Annotated in this window: 20 protein-coding genes; 14 read left to right on the forward strand and 6 right to left on the reverse strand. The window is 58.7% G+C overall.

Annotation, left to right across the window (positions count from 1 at the left end; all coding sequences use genetic code 11):
- Positions 1 to 201: 201 nt before the first annotated feature.
- Positions 202 to 1,602 carry a Do family serine endopeptidase gene (locus tag ACDK93_RS03275; protein WP_458071160.1) on the reverse strand — a complete coding sequence of 467 codons (1,401 nt, stop codon included), beginning with the start codon at positions 1,600 to 1,602 and terminating at the stop codon, positions 202 to 204.
- A gap of 442 nt (positions 1,603 to 2,044) precedes the next feature.
- Here ACDK93_RS03275 and ACDK93_RS03280 point away from each other — a divergent pair, with 442 nt between their 5' ends.
- The 9 genes from ACDK93_RS03280 (at position 2,045) to ACDK93_RS03320 (ending at position 12,458) form a co-directional block, all read left to right on the forward strand.
- Positions 2,045 to 4,204, forward strand: coding sequence for an adenosylcobalamin-dependent ribonucleoside-diphosphate reductase (locus tag ACDK93_RS03280; protein WP_458071161.1), 2,160 nt, complete (start codon positions 2,045 to 2,047; stop codon positions 4,202 to 4,204).
- Positions 4,205 to 4,263: 59 nt separating this feature from the next.
- Positions 4,264 to 5,025, forward strand: coding sequence for a hypothetical protein (locus ACDK93_RS03285; protein ID WP_458071162.1), 762 nt, complete (start codon positions 4,264 to 4,266; stop codon positions 5,023 to 5,025).
- A gap of 167 nt (positions 5,026 to 5,192) precedes the next feature.
- Entirely contained in the window at positions 5,193 to 5,963 is a 771-nt protein-coding gene (locus tag ACDK93_RS03290) for a TSCPD domain-containing protein (RefSeq protein WP_458071163.1), read from the forward strand.
- A 197-nt stretch (positions 5,964 to 6,160) separates the two neighbouring features.
- Positions 6,161 to 8,407: an NACHT domain-containing protein gene (locus tag ACDK93_RS03295; protein ID WP_458071164.1), complete on the forward strand. Its 2,247-nt coding sequence runs from the start codon at positions 6,161 to 6,163 to the stop codon at positions 8,405 to 8,407.
- A 154-nt stretch (positions 8,408 to 8,561) separates the two neighbouring features.
- Positions 8,562 to 9,767, forward strand: coding sequence for an IS4 family transposase (locus ACDK93_RS03300; RefSeq protein ID WP_458071165.1), 1,206 nt, complete (start codon positions 8,562 to 8,564; stop codon positions 9,765 to 9,767).
- A 169-nt stretch (positions 9,768 to 9,936) separates the two neighbouring features.
- Positions 9,937 to 10,767, forward strand: coding sequence for a hypothetical protein (locus ACDK93_RS03305; RefSeq protein WP_458071166.1), 831 nt, complete (start codon positions 9,937 to 9,939; stop codon positions 10,765 to 10,767).
- A 59-nt stretch (positions 10,768 to 10,826) separates the two neighbouring features.
- On the forward strand, positions 10,827 to 11,234 hold the full coding sequence (locus ACDK93_RS03310) for a GFA family protein (RefSeq protein WP_458071167.1): 408 nt from the start codon (positions 10,827 to 10,829) through the stop codon (positions 11,232 to 11,234).
- 52 nt (positions 11,235 to 11,286) lie between these two features.
- A complete protein-coding gene (locus ACDK93_RS03315) occupies positions 11,287 to 11,742 on the forward strand; it encodes a hypothetical protein (protein WP_458071168.1) in 456 nt (151 codons plus the stop codon).
- A gap of 188 nt (positions 11,743 to 11,930) precedes the next feature.
- Complete coding sequence (locus ACDK93_RS03320) at positions 11,931 to 12,458, forward strand: AAA family ATPase (RefSeq protein ID WP_458071169.1); 528 nt, start codon at positions 11,931 to 11,933, stop codon at positions 12,456 to 12,458.
- A gap of 35 nt (positions 12,459 to 12,493) precedes the next feature.
- Here the strand turns inward: ACDK93_RS03320 and ACDK93_RS03325 are convergent, their stop codons facing one another.
- The 4 genes from ACDK93_RS03325 to ACDK93_RS03340 form a co-directional block, all read right to left on the reverse strand.
- Positions 12,494 to 12,784: a 4Fe-4S binding protein gene (locus ACDK93_RS03325; protein ID WP_179482997.1), complete on the reverse strand. Its 291-nt coding sequence runs from the start codon at positions 12,782 to 12,784 to the stop codon at positions 12,494 to 12,496.
- A 191-nt stretch (positions 12,785 to 12,975) separates the two neighbouring features.
- Positions 12,976 to 13,299 (reverse strand): NIPSNAP family protein, encoded by a 324-nt coding sequence (locus ACDK93_RS03330; RefSeq protein ID WP_184507835.1) that lies wholly within the window; start codon positions 13,297 to 13,299, stop codon positions 12,976 to 12,978.
- Positions 13,300 to 13,521: 222 nt separating this feature from the next.
- Entirely contained in the window at positions 13,522 to 13,956 is a 435-nt protein-coding gene (locus ACDK93_RS03335) for an ester cyclase (RefSeq protein ID WP_458071170.1), read from the reverse strand.
- A gap of 38 nt (positions 13,957 to 13,994) precedes the next feature.
- Positions 13,995 to 14,378: a DUF4267 domain-containing protein gene (locus tag ACDK93_RS03340; RefSeq protein ID WP_458071171.1), complete on the reverse strand. Its 384-nt coding sequence runs from the start codon at positions 14,376 to 14,378 to the stop codon at positions 13,995 to 13,997.
- Positions 14,379 to 14,477: 99 nt separating this feature from the next.
- Here ACDK93_RS03340 and ACDK93_RS03345 point away from each other — a divergent pair, with 99 nt between their 5' ends.
- The 3 genes from ACDK93_RS03345 (at position 14,478) to ACDK93_RS03355 (ending at position 16,380) form a co-directional block, all read left to right on the forward strand.
- Positions 14,478 to 15,047: a TetR/AcrR family transcriptional regulator gene (locus tag ACDK93_RS03345; RefSeq protein WP_458071172.1), complete on the forward strand. Its 570-nt coding sequence runs from the start codon at positions 14,478 to 14,480 to the stop codon at positions 15,045 to 15,047.
- Between the two features lie 146 nt (positions 15,048 to 15,193).
- A complete protein-coding gene (locus ACDK93_RS03350; RefSeq protein WP_458071173.1) occupies positions 15,194 to 15,505 on the forward strand; it encodes a hypothetical protein in 312 nt (103 codons plus the stop codon).
- 467 nt (positions 15,506 to 15,972) lie between these two features.
- The gene (locus ACDK93_RS03355) at positions 15,973 to 16,380 is read left to right on the forward strand and encodes a BLUF domain-containing protein (protein WP_458071174.1); all 408 of its coding nucleotides are present in this window, start codon (positions 15,973 to 15,975) and stop codon (positions 16,378 to 16,380) included.
- Between the two features lie 197 nt (positions 16,381 to 16,577).
- On the opposite strand, the gene ACDK93_RS03360 is transcribed toward ACDK93_RS03355, so the two are convergent.
- Positions 16,578 to 17,003 (reverse strand): response regulator, encoded by a 426-nt coding sequence (locus tag ACDK93_RS03360; RefSeq protein WP_458071175.1) that lies wholly within the window; start codon positions 17,001 to 17,003, stop codon positions 16,578 to 16,580.
- 151 nt (positions 17,004 to 17,154) lie between these two features.
- Here ACDK93_RS03360 and ACDK93_RS03365 point away from each other — a divergent pair, with 151 nt between their 5' ends.
- Together ACDK93_RS03365 and ACDK93_RS03370 are read left to right on the forward strand one after the other, a co-directional pair.
- Entirely contained in the window at positions 17,155 to 17,382 is a 228-nt protein-coding gene (locus tag ACDK93_RS03365; protein ID WP_458071176.1) for a hypothetical protein, read from the forward strand.
- Between the two features lie 251 nt (positions 17,383 to 17,633).
- On the forward strand, positions 17,634 to 18,035 hold the full coding sequence (locus ACDK93_RS03370) for a hypothetical protein (RefSeq protein ID WP_458071177.1): 402 nt from the start codon (positions 17,634 to 17,636) through the stop codon (positions 18,033 to 18,035).
- Positions 18,036 to 18,048 lie beyond the last annotated feature (13 nt).

The raw sequence follows: 18,048 nt of genomic DNA on the forward strand, positions 1-18,048 counted from the left end.
AGGTGAGTGGCGATGGGTAAGTGGCGAGAGTATGGCGCCTTGCCGGCGCTCATAGGTGTAGAGCTGACAAGGTATTTCATCGGCCTGAACGCAAAACATCAAGCGCTTTCATGAGTTTATGTTCAGACAGTGCGCCGATCCCTCCGTTCTTCATTCGTCCGGCGGCCGTCCGTGGCCGCCCGACGCCGGCGCGGCGTCGAATCAGTTGATCACCACGTAGCGGTTGCTGCCGTCGGCATGCGCCACGATCAGCACCAGCTGACGCAGGCGCACCTTGGCCAGGCCGCGCAGCACGCTCACGCTGGGAATGCGCTGGTTGCCGATGCCGACCACGATGTCGTCGGTGGTCAGCCCTGCGCGCGCCGCCCGGCTGCCCGGCTGCACCGAGCTCACGGCGGCACCGAACATGCCCTGCTCGCGCTGGCTGTCGGTGAGGTCGCTAAAGCTGACGCCGGCGAGCCGCGCATCTAGCTGGCCGCCGTCGACGGTGCCGAGTTTTTCGGCGCGCAGCGTGGCCGTGACCACGCTGCTCTGGCCGTCGCGCACCACGCCGAGCCGCACGCTGCTGCCCAGCGGCAGCAGGCCTTCGGTATTGCGCAGATCTTCCACGGTGCGCAGCGGCTTGCCGTCCAGCGTGGTCAGCACGTCGCCGGGCTCCAGGCCGGCCTGCTCGGCGGCCGAGCCCGAACTGACGCCGGTCACCACCACGCCGTTGGTGTCCTTCAACGACAGCAGCTTGGCAATGCGCGGCGTGATCGCCTGCGTCTGCAGGCCCAGGTTGCCGCGTTCCACCTTGCCGTGCGCCAGCAGCTGCGCCATCACCTCGCTGGTGATCGCCGTGGGCACCGCAAAGCCGATGCCGACGTTGCCGCCGGACGGCGAAAAAATCATCGTGTTGATGCCGACCAGTTCACCGCGCAGGTTGACCAGCGCGCCGCCGGAGTTGCCCGGGTTGATCGAGGCGTCGGTCTGGATGAAATTCTGAAAGCCCGTGCCGCCCGAACTGCTGCTGCCCAGGCCCGAGCGGCCCAGCGCCGAGACGATGCCCGACGTCACCGTCTGCCCGAGCCCGAACGGGTTGCCCACCGCCACCACATAGTCGCCCACGCGCAGCTGGTTGGAATCGGCCAGCGGCAGCGCCTGCAGATGGTCGGCCGGAATCTGCACCACGGCCACGTCGGTATCCGGATCGGTGCCCACGCGCTTGCCCTTGAACGTGCGCCCGTCCTGCAGCGTCACGCTGATGTCGTCGGCGCCGCCGACCACGTGGTTGTTGGTCAGCACATAGCCCTTGGCCGCATCCACGATCACGCCCGAGCCCAGGCTCTGCTCCACCCGCTCGGCAGAACCGCCCGGCAGGCCGAACAGCTGGCGCACCACCGGATCGTCGAAGTAGGGGTTCTGCACCTGCACGTGCTTTTTGCTGGAGATGTTCACCACCGCCGGCGTCACCCGCTGCAGCATCGGCGCCAGTGACGGCATCGCCTGACCGTCGATCGCCGGCGGCATCGCGGCACGGGCGACGATGGGCAGGCCGCCGAGTGCCGAAACAGCAAATGTGGCGGTCAGCATAAACAGAAAGCGGGACGGGCGCAGCGGCATGGTTCCTCCTCAAAGTAGCGTGGCAGGACAGCAATAAAAATTGGCGACAGCATGAAACACCGCGCGGAGCGCAGCCCAGCTTCGACCCGCGCTGGAGGCGGCGGTTCCTTGCGGCAACGCAGTTGTGAAATTGCGTGCACAAACACTTTACATCGACCGACGTCGGGGGTAACGTCACTCGACGACGGCGACCACAACATCTTGTGTCCCGCCTCCAAGGTTAAAACAAGTTGTGGTGTCGAACGTCAAACGGTTTGGGGGAGTCGTTGTCGTGGAACGCAAGCGGCGGGCGGGTTGCAGGGCAATCCTTCCGACGCTGCCGCCGTCGTAGAAACGCAGCAACACGCTGTGGCTGGCGCCCGGAGTTTCGCCGCCGCAGCACGACAAATCATTCGAATAAAGTCACCGCGCCGCCAAGGCCATGACCGGAGTAAGGAAGCCGATGAGCACAGTGCGTGCCCCAGCCACAAACCCATCCATCGCCCGCGACGCCGTAGACATTCCGCTGCAGCCCGCCTCGCTGGACATCTGGGATAAAAAATATCGCCTCAAGTCCAAGTCGGGCGAGGCGGTCGATGGCAACATCGACGAGACCTATCAGCGCGTCGCACGCGCCTTGTCCGACGTCGAAGTCAGCGACGAGCTGCGCGGCCTCTGGTACGAAAAATTTCTGTGGGCGCTGCGCCGCGGTGCGATCCCCGCCGGCCGCATCACGTCCAACGCCGGGGCGCTCGCGCACAAGCCGGCCACCAGCACGATCAACTGCACCGTCTCGGGCACCATCCGCGATTCGATGGACGACATCCTGGAGAAGGTCCACGAAGCCGGCCTCACGCTGAAAGCCGGCTGCGGCATCGGCTATGAATTTTCCACGCTGCGTCCGCGCGGTGCGTATGTGTCGGGCGCCGGTGCGTACACCAGCGGCCCGCTGTCGTTCATGGATATTTACGACAAGATGTGCTTTACCGTGTCCTCCGCCGGCGGCCGTCGCGGCGCGCAGATGGGCACGTTCGACATCAGCCATCCGGATGCGAAAGAGTTCATTCGCGCCAAGCGCGAGGACGGCCGCCTGCGTCAGTTCAACCTGTCGCTGCTGATCACCGACGGCTTCATGGACGCGGTGGAAAAGGACAAGGACTGGCCGCTGGTCTATCCGATCCACGTCAAGGAAAAAGGCGAGATCGATTTCAACGACCCCAGCAAGGTCGTCTGGCGCGAGTGGCCCACGCACGAAAACTATGTCGATCGCGAAGACGGCCTGGTCGCCTGCAAGATCTACAGCACCATGCGCGCGCGGCACCTGTGGGACATGATCATGGTGTCCACCTACGACTTCGCCGAGCCCGGTTTCATCCTGATCGACAAGGTCAACGAGATGAACAACAACTGGTGGTGCGAGCATATTCGCGCGACTAACCCCTGTGGCGAGCAACCGTTACCGCCGTACGGCTCCTGCCTGCTCGGCTCGATCAACCTCACCACCTTTGTGCGTGATCCGTTCGGCCCCAAGGCGCGCTTCGACTGGGACGAGTACCGCGAGGTGGTGAAGGTGTTCACCCGCATGCTCGACAACGTGGTCGAGATCAACGGCCTGCCGCTGCCGCAGCAGCGCAACGAGATCGAATCCAAGCGCCGCCACGGCATGGGTTTCCTCGGCCTGGGTTCCACCATCACCATGCTCAAGCATCGCTACGGCACCGCCGAGGCCGTGGCGTTCACCGAAGACGTTTCGCGCGAAATGGCCATCGCCGGCTGGGAAGTCGCGCTCGAGCTGGCCAAGGAAAAAGGCCCGGCGCCCATTCTGGCCAAGGACTTCACCGTCACCGGCGAGATGCTGCGCAAGCGCCCGGAGATGGCCACCGACGGCTACAAGGTCGGCGACACCATCCCCGGCCGCGTGCTGCACGCCAAGTACAGCCGCTACATGCAGCGCATTGCCGAGGTGGCGCCGCATCTGGTCGCCGAGCTGGCCGAAACCGGCGCGCGCTTCACCCACCACAGCTCCATCGCGCCCACCGGCACCATCTCGCTGTCGCTGGCCAACAACGCCAGCAACGGCATCGAGCCGAGCTTTGCGCACCACTACTCGCGCAACGTGATCCGCGAAGGCAAAAAGTCGAAAGAGAAGGTCGAGGTCTACAGCTACGAGCTGCTCGCCTATCGCGCGCTCATCAATGCCGACGCATTGCCGTTCACCGACGAGCCGGCCAACAAGCTGCCCGAGTACTTCGTCGCCGCCGACGACATCAGCCCGAAAGAGCACGTCGACATCCAGGCCGCGTCGCAAAAGTGGATCGACTCGTCGATCTCCAAAACGGCCAACGTGCCCACCGATTACCCGTACGAAGATTTCAAGGACATCTATTTCTACGCCTACAAACAAGGCCTGAAAGGATGCACCACGTTCCGCTTCAACCCCGCCGCTTTTCAGGGCGTGCTGGTCAAGGAAGCGGATCTGGAAAACACCCTCTACCGCTTCGAGTTGGAAGACGGTAGCGTTGTCGAACTGAAGGGCAACGAGCAAGTGGAGTACGACGGCGAAATGCATTCCGCCGCCAACCTCTTCGATGCCTTGAAGGAAGGTTATTACGGCAAGTTCTGACCCTTCGCATGCGTCCTGCGTGCGATAAATCAACGTCGTTCATCGGAGGGGAACCCACAATGTCCATCGACACCGAAGTAGAAAACAGCACAGTCACACCGCCCGCCACGGAAGCACCGGTTGTCGTCGAGACGCCACCACCGGCGCCCGAGCCCGCACCGGCTCCGGTGGCCGCCGTTGAAAAGCCCAAAGCCAGAAAGGCGCCGGCCAAGAAAGTGGCTAAGGCTGCCGTGAAAGAAGCCGCGCCTGAAAAGGCCGCGGCCAAAAAAGCCGCCCCCAAAAAGGCCGCTGCCACGAAAGCGGTAAAGAAGGTTGCCAAGAAGGCTGCTGCTAAAAAAGTCGCCACCAAAAAAACGGTGAAAAAGGCCGTCAAGAAAGTAGCCAAGAAAGCCGCGGTGAAAAAGGTCGCCAAAAAGGCCGCCGTCAAAAAGACGCCCGCCAAGAAAGCCGCGGCTAAAAAAGCGCCTGCAAAAAAGTCCGCCGCGAAAAAGTCGTCGGTCAAGAAAACCCTCGCCAAGGTCGTCAAGAAAGTCTCGGCCGCGGAAAAGAAAGCAGCCAAGGCGGTCAAGAAGTTCGCCGCCAAGGTCGTAAAGAAGGTCAGCAGCAAAAAGTCGGCTAGCAAGAAAGCCGCGCCAAAGAAGGCGGACGTCAAGAAATCCGCCAGCACCAAAAAAGGTGCAAGCAAGAAAGCCGTTCCAAAGACGGTGAAAAGGTCCACTGCCAGCACCGTAAAAGGTGTAAACAAGAAAGTGGCCGTCAAGGCAGCCAAGACGGCTCCCAAAAAGTCCGCCGCCAAGAAAGCCGCTGCAAAAAAGAAGTAAGCCGTAGCGCATCCGGTCCGGCCACGCGCCGGGCCGGGTGCTTTTTCACCAGGCCACACCCTCCGCGCCGCCGCGCCGCGTGAGCCAGCGACACCGCCAGGCGCCTTTCATTGGCTGCCCGCAAGCACCACATCTATCTCCATAACGCCCCAACACAGAAGAACATCATGGCGACCAAAATCGACAAAAAGATCACCGGCTACAACGTGGTCAAACCCGAAGACAAGGTTGCCGCGCCCGCGGTCGCTGCACCCGTCGCGCCCAAAGAGCCGCCGATGGCCGAAGTGATCCAGATGCACGAAAGCGTGGAGCGTCCCGACACCCTCGTGGGCTCCACCTTCAAGATCAAGTCGCCGCTGTTCGAGCACGCGCTCTACGTCACCATCAACGACATCGTGCTTAACGCCGGCACGCCGCACGAACAGCGCCGCCCGTTCGAGATCTTCATCAACTCGAAAAACATGGACCACTTCCAGTGGATCGTGGCCCTCACACGCATCATGTCCGCCGTGTTCCGCAAGGGCGGTGACGTCACTTTCCTGGTCGAGGAAATGAAAGCCGTGTTCGACCCGCGCGGCGGCTACTTCAAGTCCGGCGGCGTCTACATGCCCAGCATCGTCGCCGAGATCGGCACGGTGGTGGAGCAGCACATGAAAAACATCGGCATGATCCACGATCCCGAGATGGACGAATCAACGCGCCAGCTCATCGCGGACAAGCGCGCTGCCTATGAGGCCGCCAGCGCAAAAAAAAACTCTGAGGTAGTTGTGGCGCCGGCCGCTTCAGCGTCCGCGCCGGCCAGCGACAGCAAGCCCAAGCTCAATGCTGCCGGCTTTCCGCCGGGAGCCACGCTGTGTGTGAAGTGCAATACGCAGGCGCTGGTGCTGATGGATGGGTGCCAAACGTGTTTGAATTGTGGGTATAGCAAGTGCGGTTGAATATAGGTATTTGCTGTCGCCTTCATTCGCTGTATTAAGGTAACTTTTATGCGGTTAATTTCTATCGCTTACGTGCCTATCAAGCCTGAATTATTAGGCAAGTTGCAAGCTAACGCACCGCTTGAAAATTGCTACTAGCAATGACGACCAGGTCGTAATTTAACTCATTGCCACAAGGAAGAGGGTGGAATATGTCCGTGAGCTGGAAATCTCTTGAGCAACACGTTCGTGGCATAGCAAATCTCCGCTGGAATGCAGTGTGCAAACCGGAACATATCGACGGTGTCGACTTTGACTGTGTTGTGCGCGTTTCCAATGATGAAATTATCATAATTGAAATTACCCAAGAGCGAAGCCTGCAAAAAGTTCGGGATGATCTAAATAAAATCAATCCAACTAAGATCCGACTTGCAACTCAAGGGCTAATATGTCGCGCTTTTATTGTTTTAGAAGATGAGCCAACTGCGAGCATGGTTGAAGCTGGACGCATGGCGCACGTTGAGGTCTGTTCAGCGGTGACTTTTGAAAGATCTTTTTTTGATTTTTCGGCCTATAACGCGCTACGTATTGACCTACCGTTTGGTAGCGCAGTCGACTCTAAAACCGGCGAGAACGATCCGCGCGAATTTGTCCCAATTCGCTATACAGAAGCGGATGGCAGCTCTTCTTTTTCCGTTTCTGACTTAGTTTCAAAGCTGCTCAGAGGAGGTCAAATCGCTCTAACGGGTGACTATGGCTCGGGGAAGAGTCGCTGCGTGCGAGAAGTATATGCTGCTCTGGGCAGCAAAGTCAGAGAGGCTGGTGCGTTTCCAATTGCTATAAATTTACGTGATCATTGGAGCAGCTCAAATGCTTTAGAAATTCTCGCGGGGCACTTAGGAAACATCGGTCTTTCTAGCTCGATCGATAACTTAGTACGTCTTCTCAATGCAGGCGCGTTAATATTGCTGCTCGACGGTTTTGACGAGATTGGCGCCCAGTCTCATGACATCCGTGTAGATGATCGTATTGGTTTGCGGCGTCATGCAGTGAGAGGCATAAGGGATTTAATCCAGAAGTCTAAGGCTGGAATACTTGTTACCGGCAGATCCCATTTTTTTGACAGCGACGATGAAATGCTTCAGTCACTAGGGCTAATGGGAGGGCGATTTGATGCTGCTCTTCTTAAGGTGCCTGACAATTTTACTCAGTCGGAGGGAGAGACATATTTCCGCGCACTAGGAATTAGTGCTGCTGTTCCAAATTGGCTGCCTCGTAAGCCGCTCGTTTTTCAAATTTTAGTAGAACTTGATAAGCAAGACGTCACTAGAATTCTTACTAAAGAGCACGGACAGTTTGAATTTTGGGGAGCGTTCCTAAACGCTGTTTGTGTTCGAGAATCGAAGGGCGTGGCGGAGTCTATTGCCCCACAAACCATAAGATTTATTTTGTATAAGCTCGCTGCTAAATCCCGATATTCCGATGTATTTCTTGGTCGTCTTACTCCTCGTGATATCGACGAGGCGTATGAGTGGGCAGTGGGTACATCTCCTGATCAGACGGGAAGGCAGCTTCTTGCGCGGATGTGCACTTTGGGGAGAATCGAGCCTGAATCCCCCGACAGACAATTCGTCGACAACAACATAGTCGATATTTTGAGAGCCGAGCATTTAGTCGCTGAAGTGGTAGCAATGGGTGACTATGATAATAAGCAGAAGTGGAAGCAATCATTAAGGTTTATCGGTGCTGTGCATGCTGCCTCTACCATCCGAAGCTGCGATTTGGAGCATTTATGTTTTGCTTATTTGATGAAATTTGGCCACGTAGCGAATACCAGTAAGTTGGGTGAAATAGTTTCTACATTGACGATATTTGGCGAGGAAAAAATCGATTTTAAATCTCTCCATCTTTCCCATGCGGATATTCCAATTTTGAATCTTGGCGGGAGGGTCATTTCTAATTTAAAGATTTCTAGCGCAGTAATTGGAGTAATAATGCTTCAGGGAACTCCTATCAAAGAGACTGACTGGTTCACACTGGAAGGATCGCTAATAAACACTGCAACCGGAGTTTCAAGCCAAAATGGTTTGCCGTCTTGGATTAAGGATACGGAAGTTATTGACTTTGATAGGATGTCGAACTCTGCTCGAATAAAAGATAGTTTGTTGACTGCTCCACAAAAGCTTTTTCTCTCAATCATTCATAAGATTTTTTTCCAGCCAGGTGCTGGACGCGAAGAAGCTTCTCTTTTGAAGGGCGGCTATGGTCAAAAGTATAGCCCGCAGCTGGTGGACGCAATTCTAAAAATGTTACTTCGTGAGAAAATTCTTGAAAAATTCAAAGGAGATGATGGGCTGGTATATAAGCCTGTGCGTAGGTTCACGGAGAGAATGAATAAGATTCGCTCTGAATTGACGCTTTCGGAAGATGCTTTGTGGCACGAGGTTACAGCTTTATCTGCCTAATGAAACTCTGATTTTTCGCCGAAACCGGGGTCAGAGTCTGAGGTTTCCCCACAAATCTTTTCGATTGATTAATGGTTTAACTGTTGATTGAAGGAACAGTGCGCGCATGATGCGGTCATTCCTCACGGGTTACGAAGCCAGAGGAGACCACACCATGCGCGCGACCGAAGTATTGCAAAAGTGTCTGCGCGACACACTCGGTTCGATGCATGCGTTGCGTAGCCGTGTACTGTTGCGCGCCGTCGAGGCGATGATCCACGGCAGCCGCCTGACGCTGATCGATCTAGCGCGCTCATGGCCTGACGCTGAGCGCGTCCGTGCACCACTCGAGGCGCTCGATCGGCTGCTGGGCAACCGACATCTGCATCTTGAGCGCAGGCATGTCTACAAGGACATGGCTCGTTGGCTGGTGCGGAACAAGCAACCCACCATCGCCATCGACTGGTCTGATCTGAAGTCCGACCGAAGCTGGCATCTTCTACGCGCAGCGATTCCCGTGGGTGGCCGTTCGTTGCCGATTCTGGACATGGTGTTTCCTAGCGGGCAGCAGGGCTCCCCAAAAGCGGAAAAGCAGTTTCTTCAACGGCTAGCTCAGGTCTTGCCCAACGACGCAGCCCCGATTTTGGTCACCGATGCCGGCTTTCGCGGCCCATGGTTCAGGGCGGTCGAAGCGATGTGCTGGCAATGGCTGGGCCGCTTGCGCAACACCACGTATCTCAAGCCCATCGACGTGCCTGATGAGCCGGATGAATGGGTGACATGCAAAGCCATGTACGACCTGGCGACGCGTGGACCGCGCGACTTTGGTGCGATGGAAGTCGCGCGCAGCAAGCCGCTGACGTCGCGTGTGGTGTTGCACGCCAAACCGCCCAAAGGACGCAAGCACCGCAATCGGTACGGTGCGCCAGCGCGCAATTCCAATAGCCGTAAAAACGCTCAACGCGAGAGCAAACCGTGGTTGCTAGTAGCCTCACCATCGCTGAAACTCAGTGCGCAACAGCTGATTACGCTGTACGGCCGGCGCATGCAGATCGAGCTGTCGTTCCGAGACCTGAAATCCCATCGCTACGGGCAGGGTTTTGAAGACAGCCTCACGCGCAAAGGTGCGCGGATCGAAGTGCTGTTGCTGCTCAGCGCGATGGCCGCGTTTGCCAGCTGGCTCGTAGGCATGGCCTGCGAAAGCTGCGGTATCGACGACCGGCTCGCGCCGTTCCGATCGAAGCGACGACTCTACTCGGTCATGCGGTTGGGCCGTGAGGCACTCGTGCGACGGTGGTCGAGTACGCGCTTGAGGGAACTCATCGATCAGCTAAGACACCCCAGTTCACAACTGCTGGATCAACTGGGTGTGCCACCATGAAAACGTGGGGAAACCTCAGGGTCAGGTTGGTCAGAGTAGACTTTTCTAATTAGTGAAAAGTGTTGGGGAAATTTAGACGAAGATCAGAAGATGCGGGTCGTGACGCCTCTCTTCTACACTCGAATCTTGCTTCAGGCTAAAGCGCTTCGCATTGACGCTCGGGGGTTCCATGTTCGGATGGTTTCGCAAGGAAGCGTTGCTCGATGCCGAGTTGACGGCATGGCAGTTTGACTGCTTCGACTGGTTGGTGCGGCATACGGGTGGACTGGAAGCTTTGCATTCGCGCAGGCTCATTCTGCCGACGCGGGAGTTCTTTCCCCAGCGAGGAAGGCACGACGCGGCTTTTGCCGAAGCGGTCTTCGAGCAGGTAAAGGCGCATGCGGGCATGGCCGACTGGCCGTGCGCGTTACAGCTGCAGGAGGGCGATCCTGACCCGAGGGTCTCGACGTATGCGTTCGTGCAGGGTGCACCGCAGTCACCCGCGGGGACGTATCGCGCATTGGGCGACGAGGGTGCGTTGATCACTTACCATCCGGACCAGTTGGCCGACCCGGTCGCGCTAGTGGCGACCTTCGCTCACGAGTTGGCGCACTACCGCACGGCACGTTTTCCGGAGCCGCCGCCGGGCGGTTGGGACGTGTGGGAAATCGCCACCGACCTCGCAGCCGTCTATCTGGGCTTCGGCGTATTCCTTGCCAATACGCGCTTCCACTTCAGTCACTTCTCCGATGGCCGCACCAGCGGCTGGCGTTGGCGCCAGCAAGGCTATGTCTCCGAGCCGGAAGTGCTGCATATGCAGGCTATCGTTTCCATCGCGATGGGCGCGCCCCAGGAGCAGACGCTGGCGCATCTCAAGCCGGCACTCAAGGGCATCTTCAAGAGGGTATGGAAGGACGCAGCGCTCGCTTCGCAACGGCGGCAGCCTCAGGAGGCCCTCACGGCGGAGGGCAACCCGGCAGAGGCGGATAGGATGTCGGGGATAAATGAAGTGCGCCACTGACCGTGTCGAGTTTTCCTGATACCTTTTTTGAAGCATTAGGCAGCAAAGGAAACTTCGATATGACCGCTCCCTTTTCCGGCGGGTGCGCCTGTGGGGCGATTCGTTACGTGTGTTCACGTGCGCCCATCGCCATGCTCAATTGCCACTGTCTGGATTGTCAGCGTGCCAGCGGTGCGCCGTTCGCGTCGGGTTTTATCGTGGCGGCCGCGGATATGGAGATCATCGGCACGCCGAAAACGTATTCGGTGCGCGCTGGCAGTGGCGCGCTCGCGACGCGCAGTTTCTGCCCCGAGTGCGGCTCGCCGTTGTTCACGCGCGGCGATGCCAACCCGGGATTCCAGTCCGTGCGCTTTGCTAGCCTGGATGACGCGTCGGCGTTTCAGCCGATGCTGGACATCTGGACGGCCAGTGCACAGCCGTGGGTTTGCCTCAGTCAGGCCATTCCGCACTATCCTCGCGTTCCCTGATGTCGGTCGCTGGCAGTTACCGCATGGTGATTCGCGCGGGGTGGACATTGCCTTGCACAGCTATTTCGGCATCAAGCCATCTCAGGAGCTCGGCATGGGTTCGGTCTTCGAGAAGCTAAACCTTAAAGACCACGGGGAGATCGTGGTGGTCAACGCGCCGGCGTCTTTCGGGGCCGAGCTGGCCGCGCTTAACGGTGTTGCCGTGCTGCGCGATCTTCAGAAGGTAGAGGCCGTTTCTTTTGTGCTCGTGTTCGCCACGCGGCAGAGCGAGGTCGACGCTATTTCCCCGGCCCTTGCCGACAAACTCAGGGGTGACGCGTTGCTGTGGTTCGCCTATCCGAAAGGCACGTCCAAAAAGTGCACGTGCGATTTCAACCGGGATACGGGGTGGCGCGTTATTCGTCGTTTGGGATTCGAGACGGTTCGCGCGGTGGCCATCGATGACGATTGGTCGGCGCTGCGTTTCAGGCGCGTCGAGTTCATCAAGTCGGCAGCGACATCGAAATAACATTCGGTCCGGAAACAGGGGCAGAGTTGGGGTTTCCTCACGTTTTCACGCGAACCCACCGAGCGGATCCATGGGCGATGGCGTGGGATTGTCCTGGCTGCTCCATCAGATGATTCGATGGAACATGTGGCCATCGCCACACCATGCCTCTCGCCCCCAATGCACGACCGAGTATCGAGCCCGTACTTATGATTCTTGATTCTCTCGGACCACGTATCTGCGTCATGGGGCCGTCGAATAGCGGTAAGTCGACTTTGGCGGCCGCCATCGGGCGGGCGCGCGGGTTGACACCCATTTACCTGGATCAGCTTCACCATTTGCCGCAAACGAATTGGCAGCCTCGGCCGCACGAAGCATTCATCGCCCTGCACGATGAGGCGATTGTGGGCGCGAGCTGGGTTATGGAGGGCAACTATTCTCGCTGCCTACCGCAGCGGCTGGCACGGGCAACCGGGTTCATCCTGCTGGACACCGCAACCGCAACCAGCCTTCTGCGCTACCTCCGCCGATCGTGGTTCGAGCGCGATCGGCCCGGCGATCTAGAGGGGAGCCGAAACAGCGTCCGATGGGCGATGATCCGCCATATCGCGATCGTTACCCGAGAGAACCGCCGGCGCTACAAAGAACTATTCGACCGTATCAGCTTGCCGAAGATCAGGCTGGCAACGACGCGCGAACTCGAGCAGTTCTATCGGTCTGAACGGCTCGGCCGCTAACCGCCTTACGCACTCGCGGCAGCGCGCACGCAAAATCAGGCAATTGCTTTGACGAGCTTGATGGCGTGCTCCGGACACGCCTTGACGCACAGGCCGCAGGCGCGGCATTGATCCGCATTGGGCGTGTAGGCGACTCTTCCGCCGTGAACGCGATTTTTAAGCTTCGATAAAAATCCCAGCTTGGCGTAGTCGGCGGGTTCGATGCTGCGAATGGCGAACACGTCGTAAGGGCATACCTCCACGCAAGGCCCTTTGGCTTCGCAGCGAGAAAAATCGACGACGGGGATAAATTTGCCCGAAGGCTGTTTGCAGACTTCATCGTGCATATCGCATCTCCAGCGGAAGGCGGCCACGAGTAGCTCGCCCGAAATTCGCCATGGTGAGTGTTGGCTCTGCCGCTCGATCCGCGATGGTTCGCCAGGCGTTCTTTATCCAGACCAGCGTTGCCTTCGGCGAGCCCGCCTGCTGGCGAGTCAGACGACGATAACGCGTGTGCTTTTCGGCCACACCATTGCGATTATCCGAATGGCGAACCCGCCGCCGGCATCAAGACCGTCGATTCGACGCCCAGGATGTCGGCGACATCGAAGCCGCGCGCGTCGTTCGCCGCTTCCGGGCTTTGTATGTAACGCTGCGCGACCTCGCCAGGATCGTCGCCCTCTGCGTAGGAAACCAGCACGAAGGCTCGGGGCGTGACATCGGCCTTGGCCGTCCAAACGCCGTGAGCCTCGACGCCGAACGAGGGAAAATTGTGAAGGTGGCGGGGAAAGACGGTCCCGACGTAAAAATCGAGCGCCTCTTTCGTGCGCATCGTGTAGACCCGAAGTTCAAAGGTTCGCATGATGGATTCCTGTGGCGGATAGAAGAGGGCGAGGGTGCCGTCGGCAACCACGGGTACGTGCAGGTCGCGGCAGGCATCGCGTGTGCGACAGCGGACGAACCGATACGGCGCCGATAAAACTGATCTGCCGGCCCGATCGTCACGACGCTGCGCGGCACTGGACGTCCGACAACGATGCGCTTCGCTACCGTCCCGGCATCGCCTCGCTGCGGACGTATAGAGTTACGGCTGGCGAGGCGGCTGCACGGCGCCCATCTGAATGAAGACGTCGAGGGTGTTGAGCTCGTCCCAATGCTCGACAAAACGGCCGTTCTCGACCCGCCAGATATCGATCGAGCGCATGACGAAGGGGTTGCCCGTGGCGGGGTAGCCGAGCAGGTTTCCGGTATGCGTGCCCTCGTAGCGATACCGCCCGACCACGCGCGACCCGTCCGCCGAGACGATGACGTCTTCCGCCGTGACCTTGAGGTCGGGCACACCGGCGATGATGGCGCCTAATACCTTCTTCGAACCTTCCAGGCCCGGTTCGGCGAAGGCGTTGTGGTTCACGTAGTCGGGTGCCTTGATCTCGTCGAGGCGCGATACATCGTGGCTGGACATAATGTCGGCGAATAGGTGCCCGAGCTTGACCAGATCCGTTGTCATTGCGTTCGTCATTGTTTATTCCTTTCCAGTTGTCAGTGAGGGATGAGTTTTTACTTCGCGCCGAAGATCAGGCATGCGCCGGTGGCGACGATGACAATGCCCGTAAAGCCATGCATGCCCAGGGCCAAGCCTTTGCTTCCGCCCGATCGAAGCACGGTCACCATGTCGCCAAAGGCGATGAGGCTCGCCACCAGCATGAATTCGCCGAGCAGCCGTGGCGATCCATTCGTCATGAGCAGCACGACAAAAAGTCCGGCAGCGATATCCCGCGTGCCCTTGACGGACAGCCACGCGGTCAACCCGGTCGACGGCGGTGGCGAATGGGCGATGCCGAACTCTGCCGACGCGGCGGCAGGGCTCCACCAAAAGCGCGATCCGAGAAAAAGAATGCCGGCCGCGATGAGGCCGGCGAACACGTACCCGATATGTAGCATTGGAATCTCCTGTCAGTTGCAGAACTACTAGCACTGACAGAAAACATGTCAACACTAATCTAGCGTTGACAATTATTCTTCTGCCGATAGGCTGGGCGAATGACCATCGCCGAACGCAGAAAAAACCAGCGCATGGAGCGCTACGAACTCATTCTGGCGGCAGCGCGCCAATTGGCCGAAGCCGAAGGGTGGGACGCCGTAACCACACGGCGGCTTGCCGCGCTGATCGACTACAGCCAGCCGGTTCTCTACAGCCACTTCAAAGGCAAGGCCGACATCATGGCCGCCGTGGCGACGAAAGGGTTCGAGGAGCTCGCGGCGCGCTTGCAGAAGGAAACGGCGAAAAAGAAAGGTAAGCCGGATGCCCTGCGCAACGTCTGCGCCGCCTACCTCGATTTTGCTCGCTCCAACGCCGTCGTTTACGAGGCGATGTTCGTCTTGCCGACCCAGATCCAATTCGCCAGCGAGCACACGCCGCCTGCTCTGCGTGCGTCCTTTGCCGAGCTGGTCGCCGCGCTGGGCCCCGATCGGGAGGATCCGGTCTTTTTGGCCGAAGTGCTTTGGAGCGCGCTGCACGGCTTGGTCGTTCTCGCGAAAACCCAGCGCATCCCTGCGGCCGGTGCAAAGGCGCGACTCGACATTCTCGTGCAAAAATTCAGTCGCGATTAGCGAGAGCCTCGTAAACCTATGTGGCCTATGCGCTGCCGGCACGTCGTGCTGGCTTGATGGCCTTTCAGGCCACAAGGGGGATGTCCGTTTTAATCTTTCCATGCGGACGGCTAATCCTCCGCCAAACCCTCGTCAGAGCACCCATCATGCAACTCGTATTCACCAAAGGATCTGGAAAGCACGACACGATGGATGTGATTCGGGATCAGGTTGTTGTCGAAACGATTGCTTGCCCCAGGCAGGGCATCATTCCGCATGACATGGTTCATTACGCGGTCGAGCAGACGCTGCACCGGCGGGGTTTTATCGGCCGTATTCTCGATGGTGACGATGCCTCGTTCCAGATGGATGCCAATGTCGAAAGCGATGGCGTGGAGCGTTTGGTCGAGGTATTTCAGGCGGACGGCTGGTCGGGGTGGGCAGTACGCCGACCGACATGCTTGACTTGTATCGGGTGACTTGTCGGGCCCGCCAATGCGCGCCCTTGCCGTTGGATGTGGCCGACGTCGACGTCGTGCGCCCGAGCATCCTGGAGCTTACGCAGCAATGACAATCCATTCCCGTGGGCGAGTCGCTGGCTTTCGCGTTCGAACCTCGCCCGCATGCGCCATAGCGGGTCTGTCACCCGGCCTGCCGCTGGTGACACGGAGAGAGAGCCCTTGGCGCGGCGTTGAAGTCAGCGGGGAAACCAGGCCGGGCTTGCCGAGGCTTCTGAAAACGGAGCGTACGCTGCGACGCCCGATGCCGATCCGCATACGCAGCGCCGCTGCAGGGTGTTAGCCTGGCCCAGGCCGAGCCTCGTGGGCACCTGTCGCCGCGGTAACACGACCTTGGAAATTTGCAGCCGCCCCAGGCAGCGGTCACTATAAGCGGCTGCAAGTCATTCAAGAGTCGGCAAATCATGGACATGGCAGGCGTTGTTTACATGAGCCGTGCGACGCGGCCGATGCAGTCCGTCGATCTCGACCGGCTGCTGATGGACGCACGAACGCACAACGCGGAAAAGGACGTGACCGGCGTTCTGCTGTACGGCGCCGGCCAGTTTTTCCAATATTTTGAAGGCCATCCGGCCGACGTGGAGGACGTTTACGAGCGCATCCGCCGCTCTGGCCTGCACCACGAGCTGGTCGAGCTGGAGCGGCGCCGGGTGCCGCAACGCTTATTCCACAAGTGGTTCATGGGCTTTCGGGACGCCCCCGCCAGCGTCATCCAGAAGCTGAGCCAGCAACAGTGGATGCATGAAATACCCTGGGCCGAAGATCACTCGGCCGCCTCTCCGGGCATGCAGCAGCTGATGGCGTTTCTCGCCTCTGGCTCGACGGACGACGCGTAAAGCAGAGGCGGACGGTCAGTCGGGAAAGCACTTATGGCCGTGAGGGCCCGGATGCGTGCCGGGCGGACAGACCAATCCCGTTCGGGCGTCCTCGACGCAGCCGGTCAGAGCGGCAAGCGAGAGCGAGCAGAGAAGCAGTAAGACCAGGGCGCGTGCTTTTGTCATGGCGCAGTATCTTTGAGTAGGTCGCCCGATCATTAGTCCTTCGTGGTGAACCCCTGATCAACATGCAGCGCATGTTGTTGCGAGGTTCGCAGTCGCAAAAAGGCGCGATCGATTTGTTGCGTGACGGCTTCGCGCCCGAAAGGCTTTTGCACGAAGCTGTAGCGATCGGTCAGCCCTTCGATGTCAGCTTGAGCATCAGCCGATAGCAGCACCACCGCAATGGCGGGATGAGCCGTGACGGCCACGTCTGCCACATCGATGCCGTTCATGGCACCCGGCAGCAGGACATCGCAGAGCAGCAAATCGATGCGTGACTCACGGCCGATCCACGCCACAGCAGACAGGTAACTATCGGCCAAAAGTATGTCGACGTCTGGCAATGACTCAACGAACAGCTTGAGCGCATCCAGCACTTCGCGATGATCCTCAACGATGAGAACCACAAGCCGGTTATCCATTTTTATCCCCTTGGGCCGCGTTAAGCGATCCAGGGCCGAGCTTAGCGTCAATTCATGGCAGCGTGGGGTTGGCGCCGGTGAAGCGTTCCCCTTGCACGGGCCATTCACCGTCCCGAGCCTAGCGTCCGTGTTACTTGCCGGAGGAACGATCATGGAAATTTTCGATATTCCCTTCAATCCTGATGCCTCGCATGGCTGGACGGTCCCCATTCCCCGAGATGGCGAAAAGCGGTTTGCGTCGCGCGCCGATGCGCTCGCCTTCGCCCAATTGCTGGCCAGAGACGAAACCGCAAACCGGTACACCAAAAACTATCTCTGCGTTGAAGGTGGCGATAACCAGTGGCGGCTGTTTACCTCCGATCTGATGCCTGTCGGCTGATCAACACCCTTATCGATCGTTGAGGGGAAATGGCGCCGGCGTATTGGTGAAACGGCACGGTGCCGTGCTTTTGCAGCGATGAGGCCGTAGTGCAGGCTCCGAATGCGCATCCGCTTGTTGGCTTTGCGGAGCGCGTATAAGCTCGCGACGAACCAAGGCGCTGTGCATGCTTCTCTGCTTTCGATCAGGGATGTATAAACGGATCCGGGTATGCAGATTCAGGGGGCCGTCCATGACGTAGTCAGGTGACCATGAGCGACGACATGCCAACGTCATTTTTCATTCTTGCAGGCGCCGCCCTCCTGATCACGTACGTCGCGATGCAGATCAGCCTGAGACGAGTAGTAAGGCGTCTGAAGCAGGTTGATACGCCCTTATGGCTTGCCATGGGCAGTCCAGAACCCACCTATTTCACGCGATTCAGGGACTACACCACGTCGAGGCCAATAAACGTGGTCGCGCCGCCTGCTACCGAGTACAGCGAATTATCAATTTGGCTAGATCAGCGTAGTTACGAGCGAATGAATGACGTCGAGATCACCGTAAATGCTGGCCGCTACAAGCGGTTGCGCAACGTGCGTATTGCCATCTGTGTTTTTGCGATTTGCGTGTATCTCTACGTTCGATTCGTGGCTCACCAAGCGGTCAGCTAGGTGGCACAGCAAT

The organism is Rhodanobacter sp. BL-MT-08, from assembly GCF_054161255.1.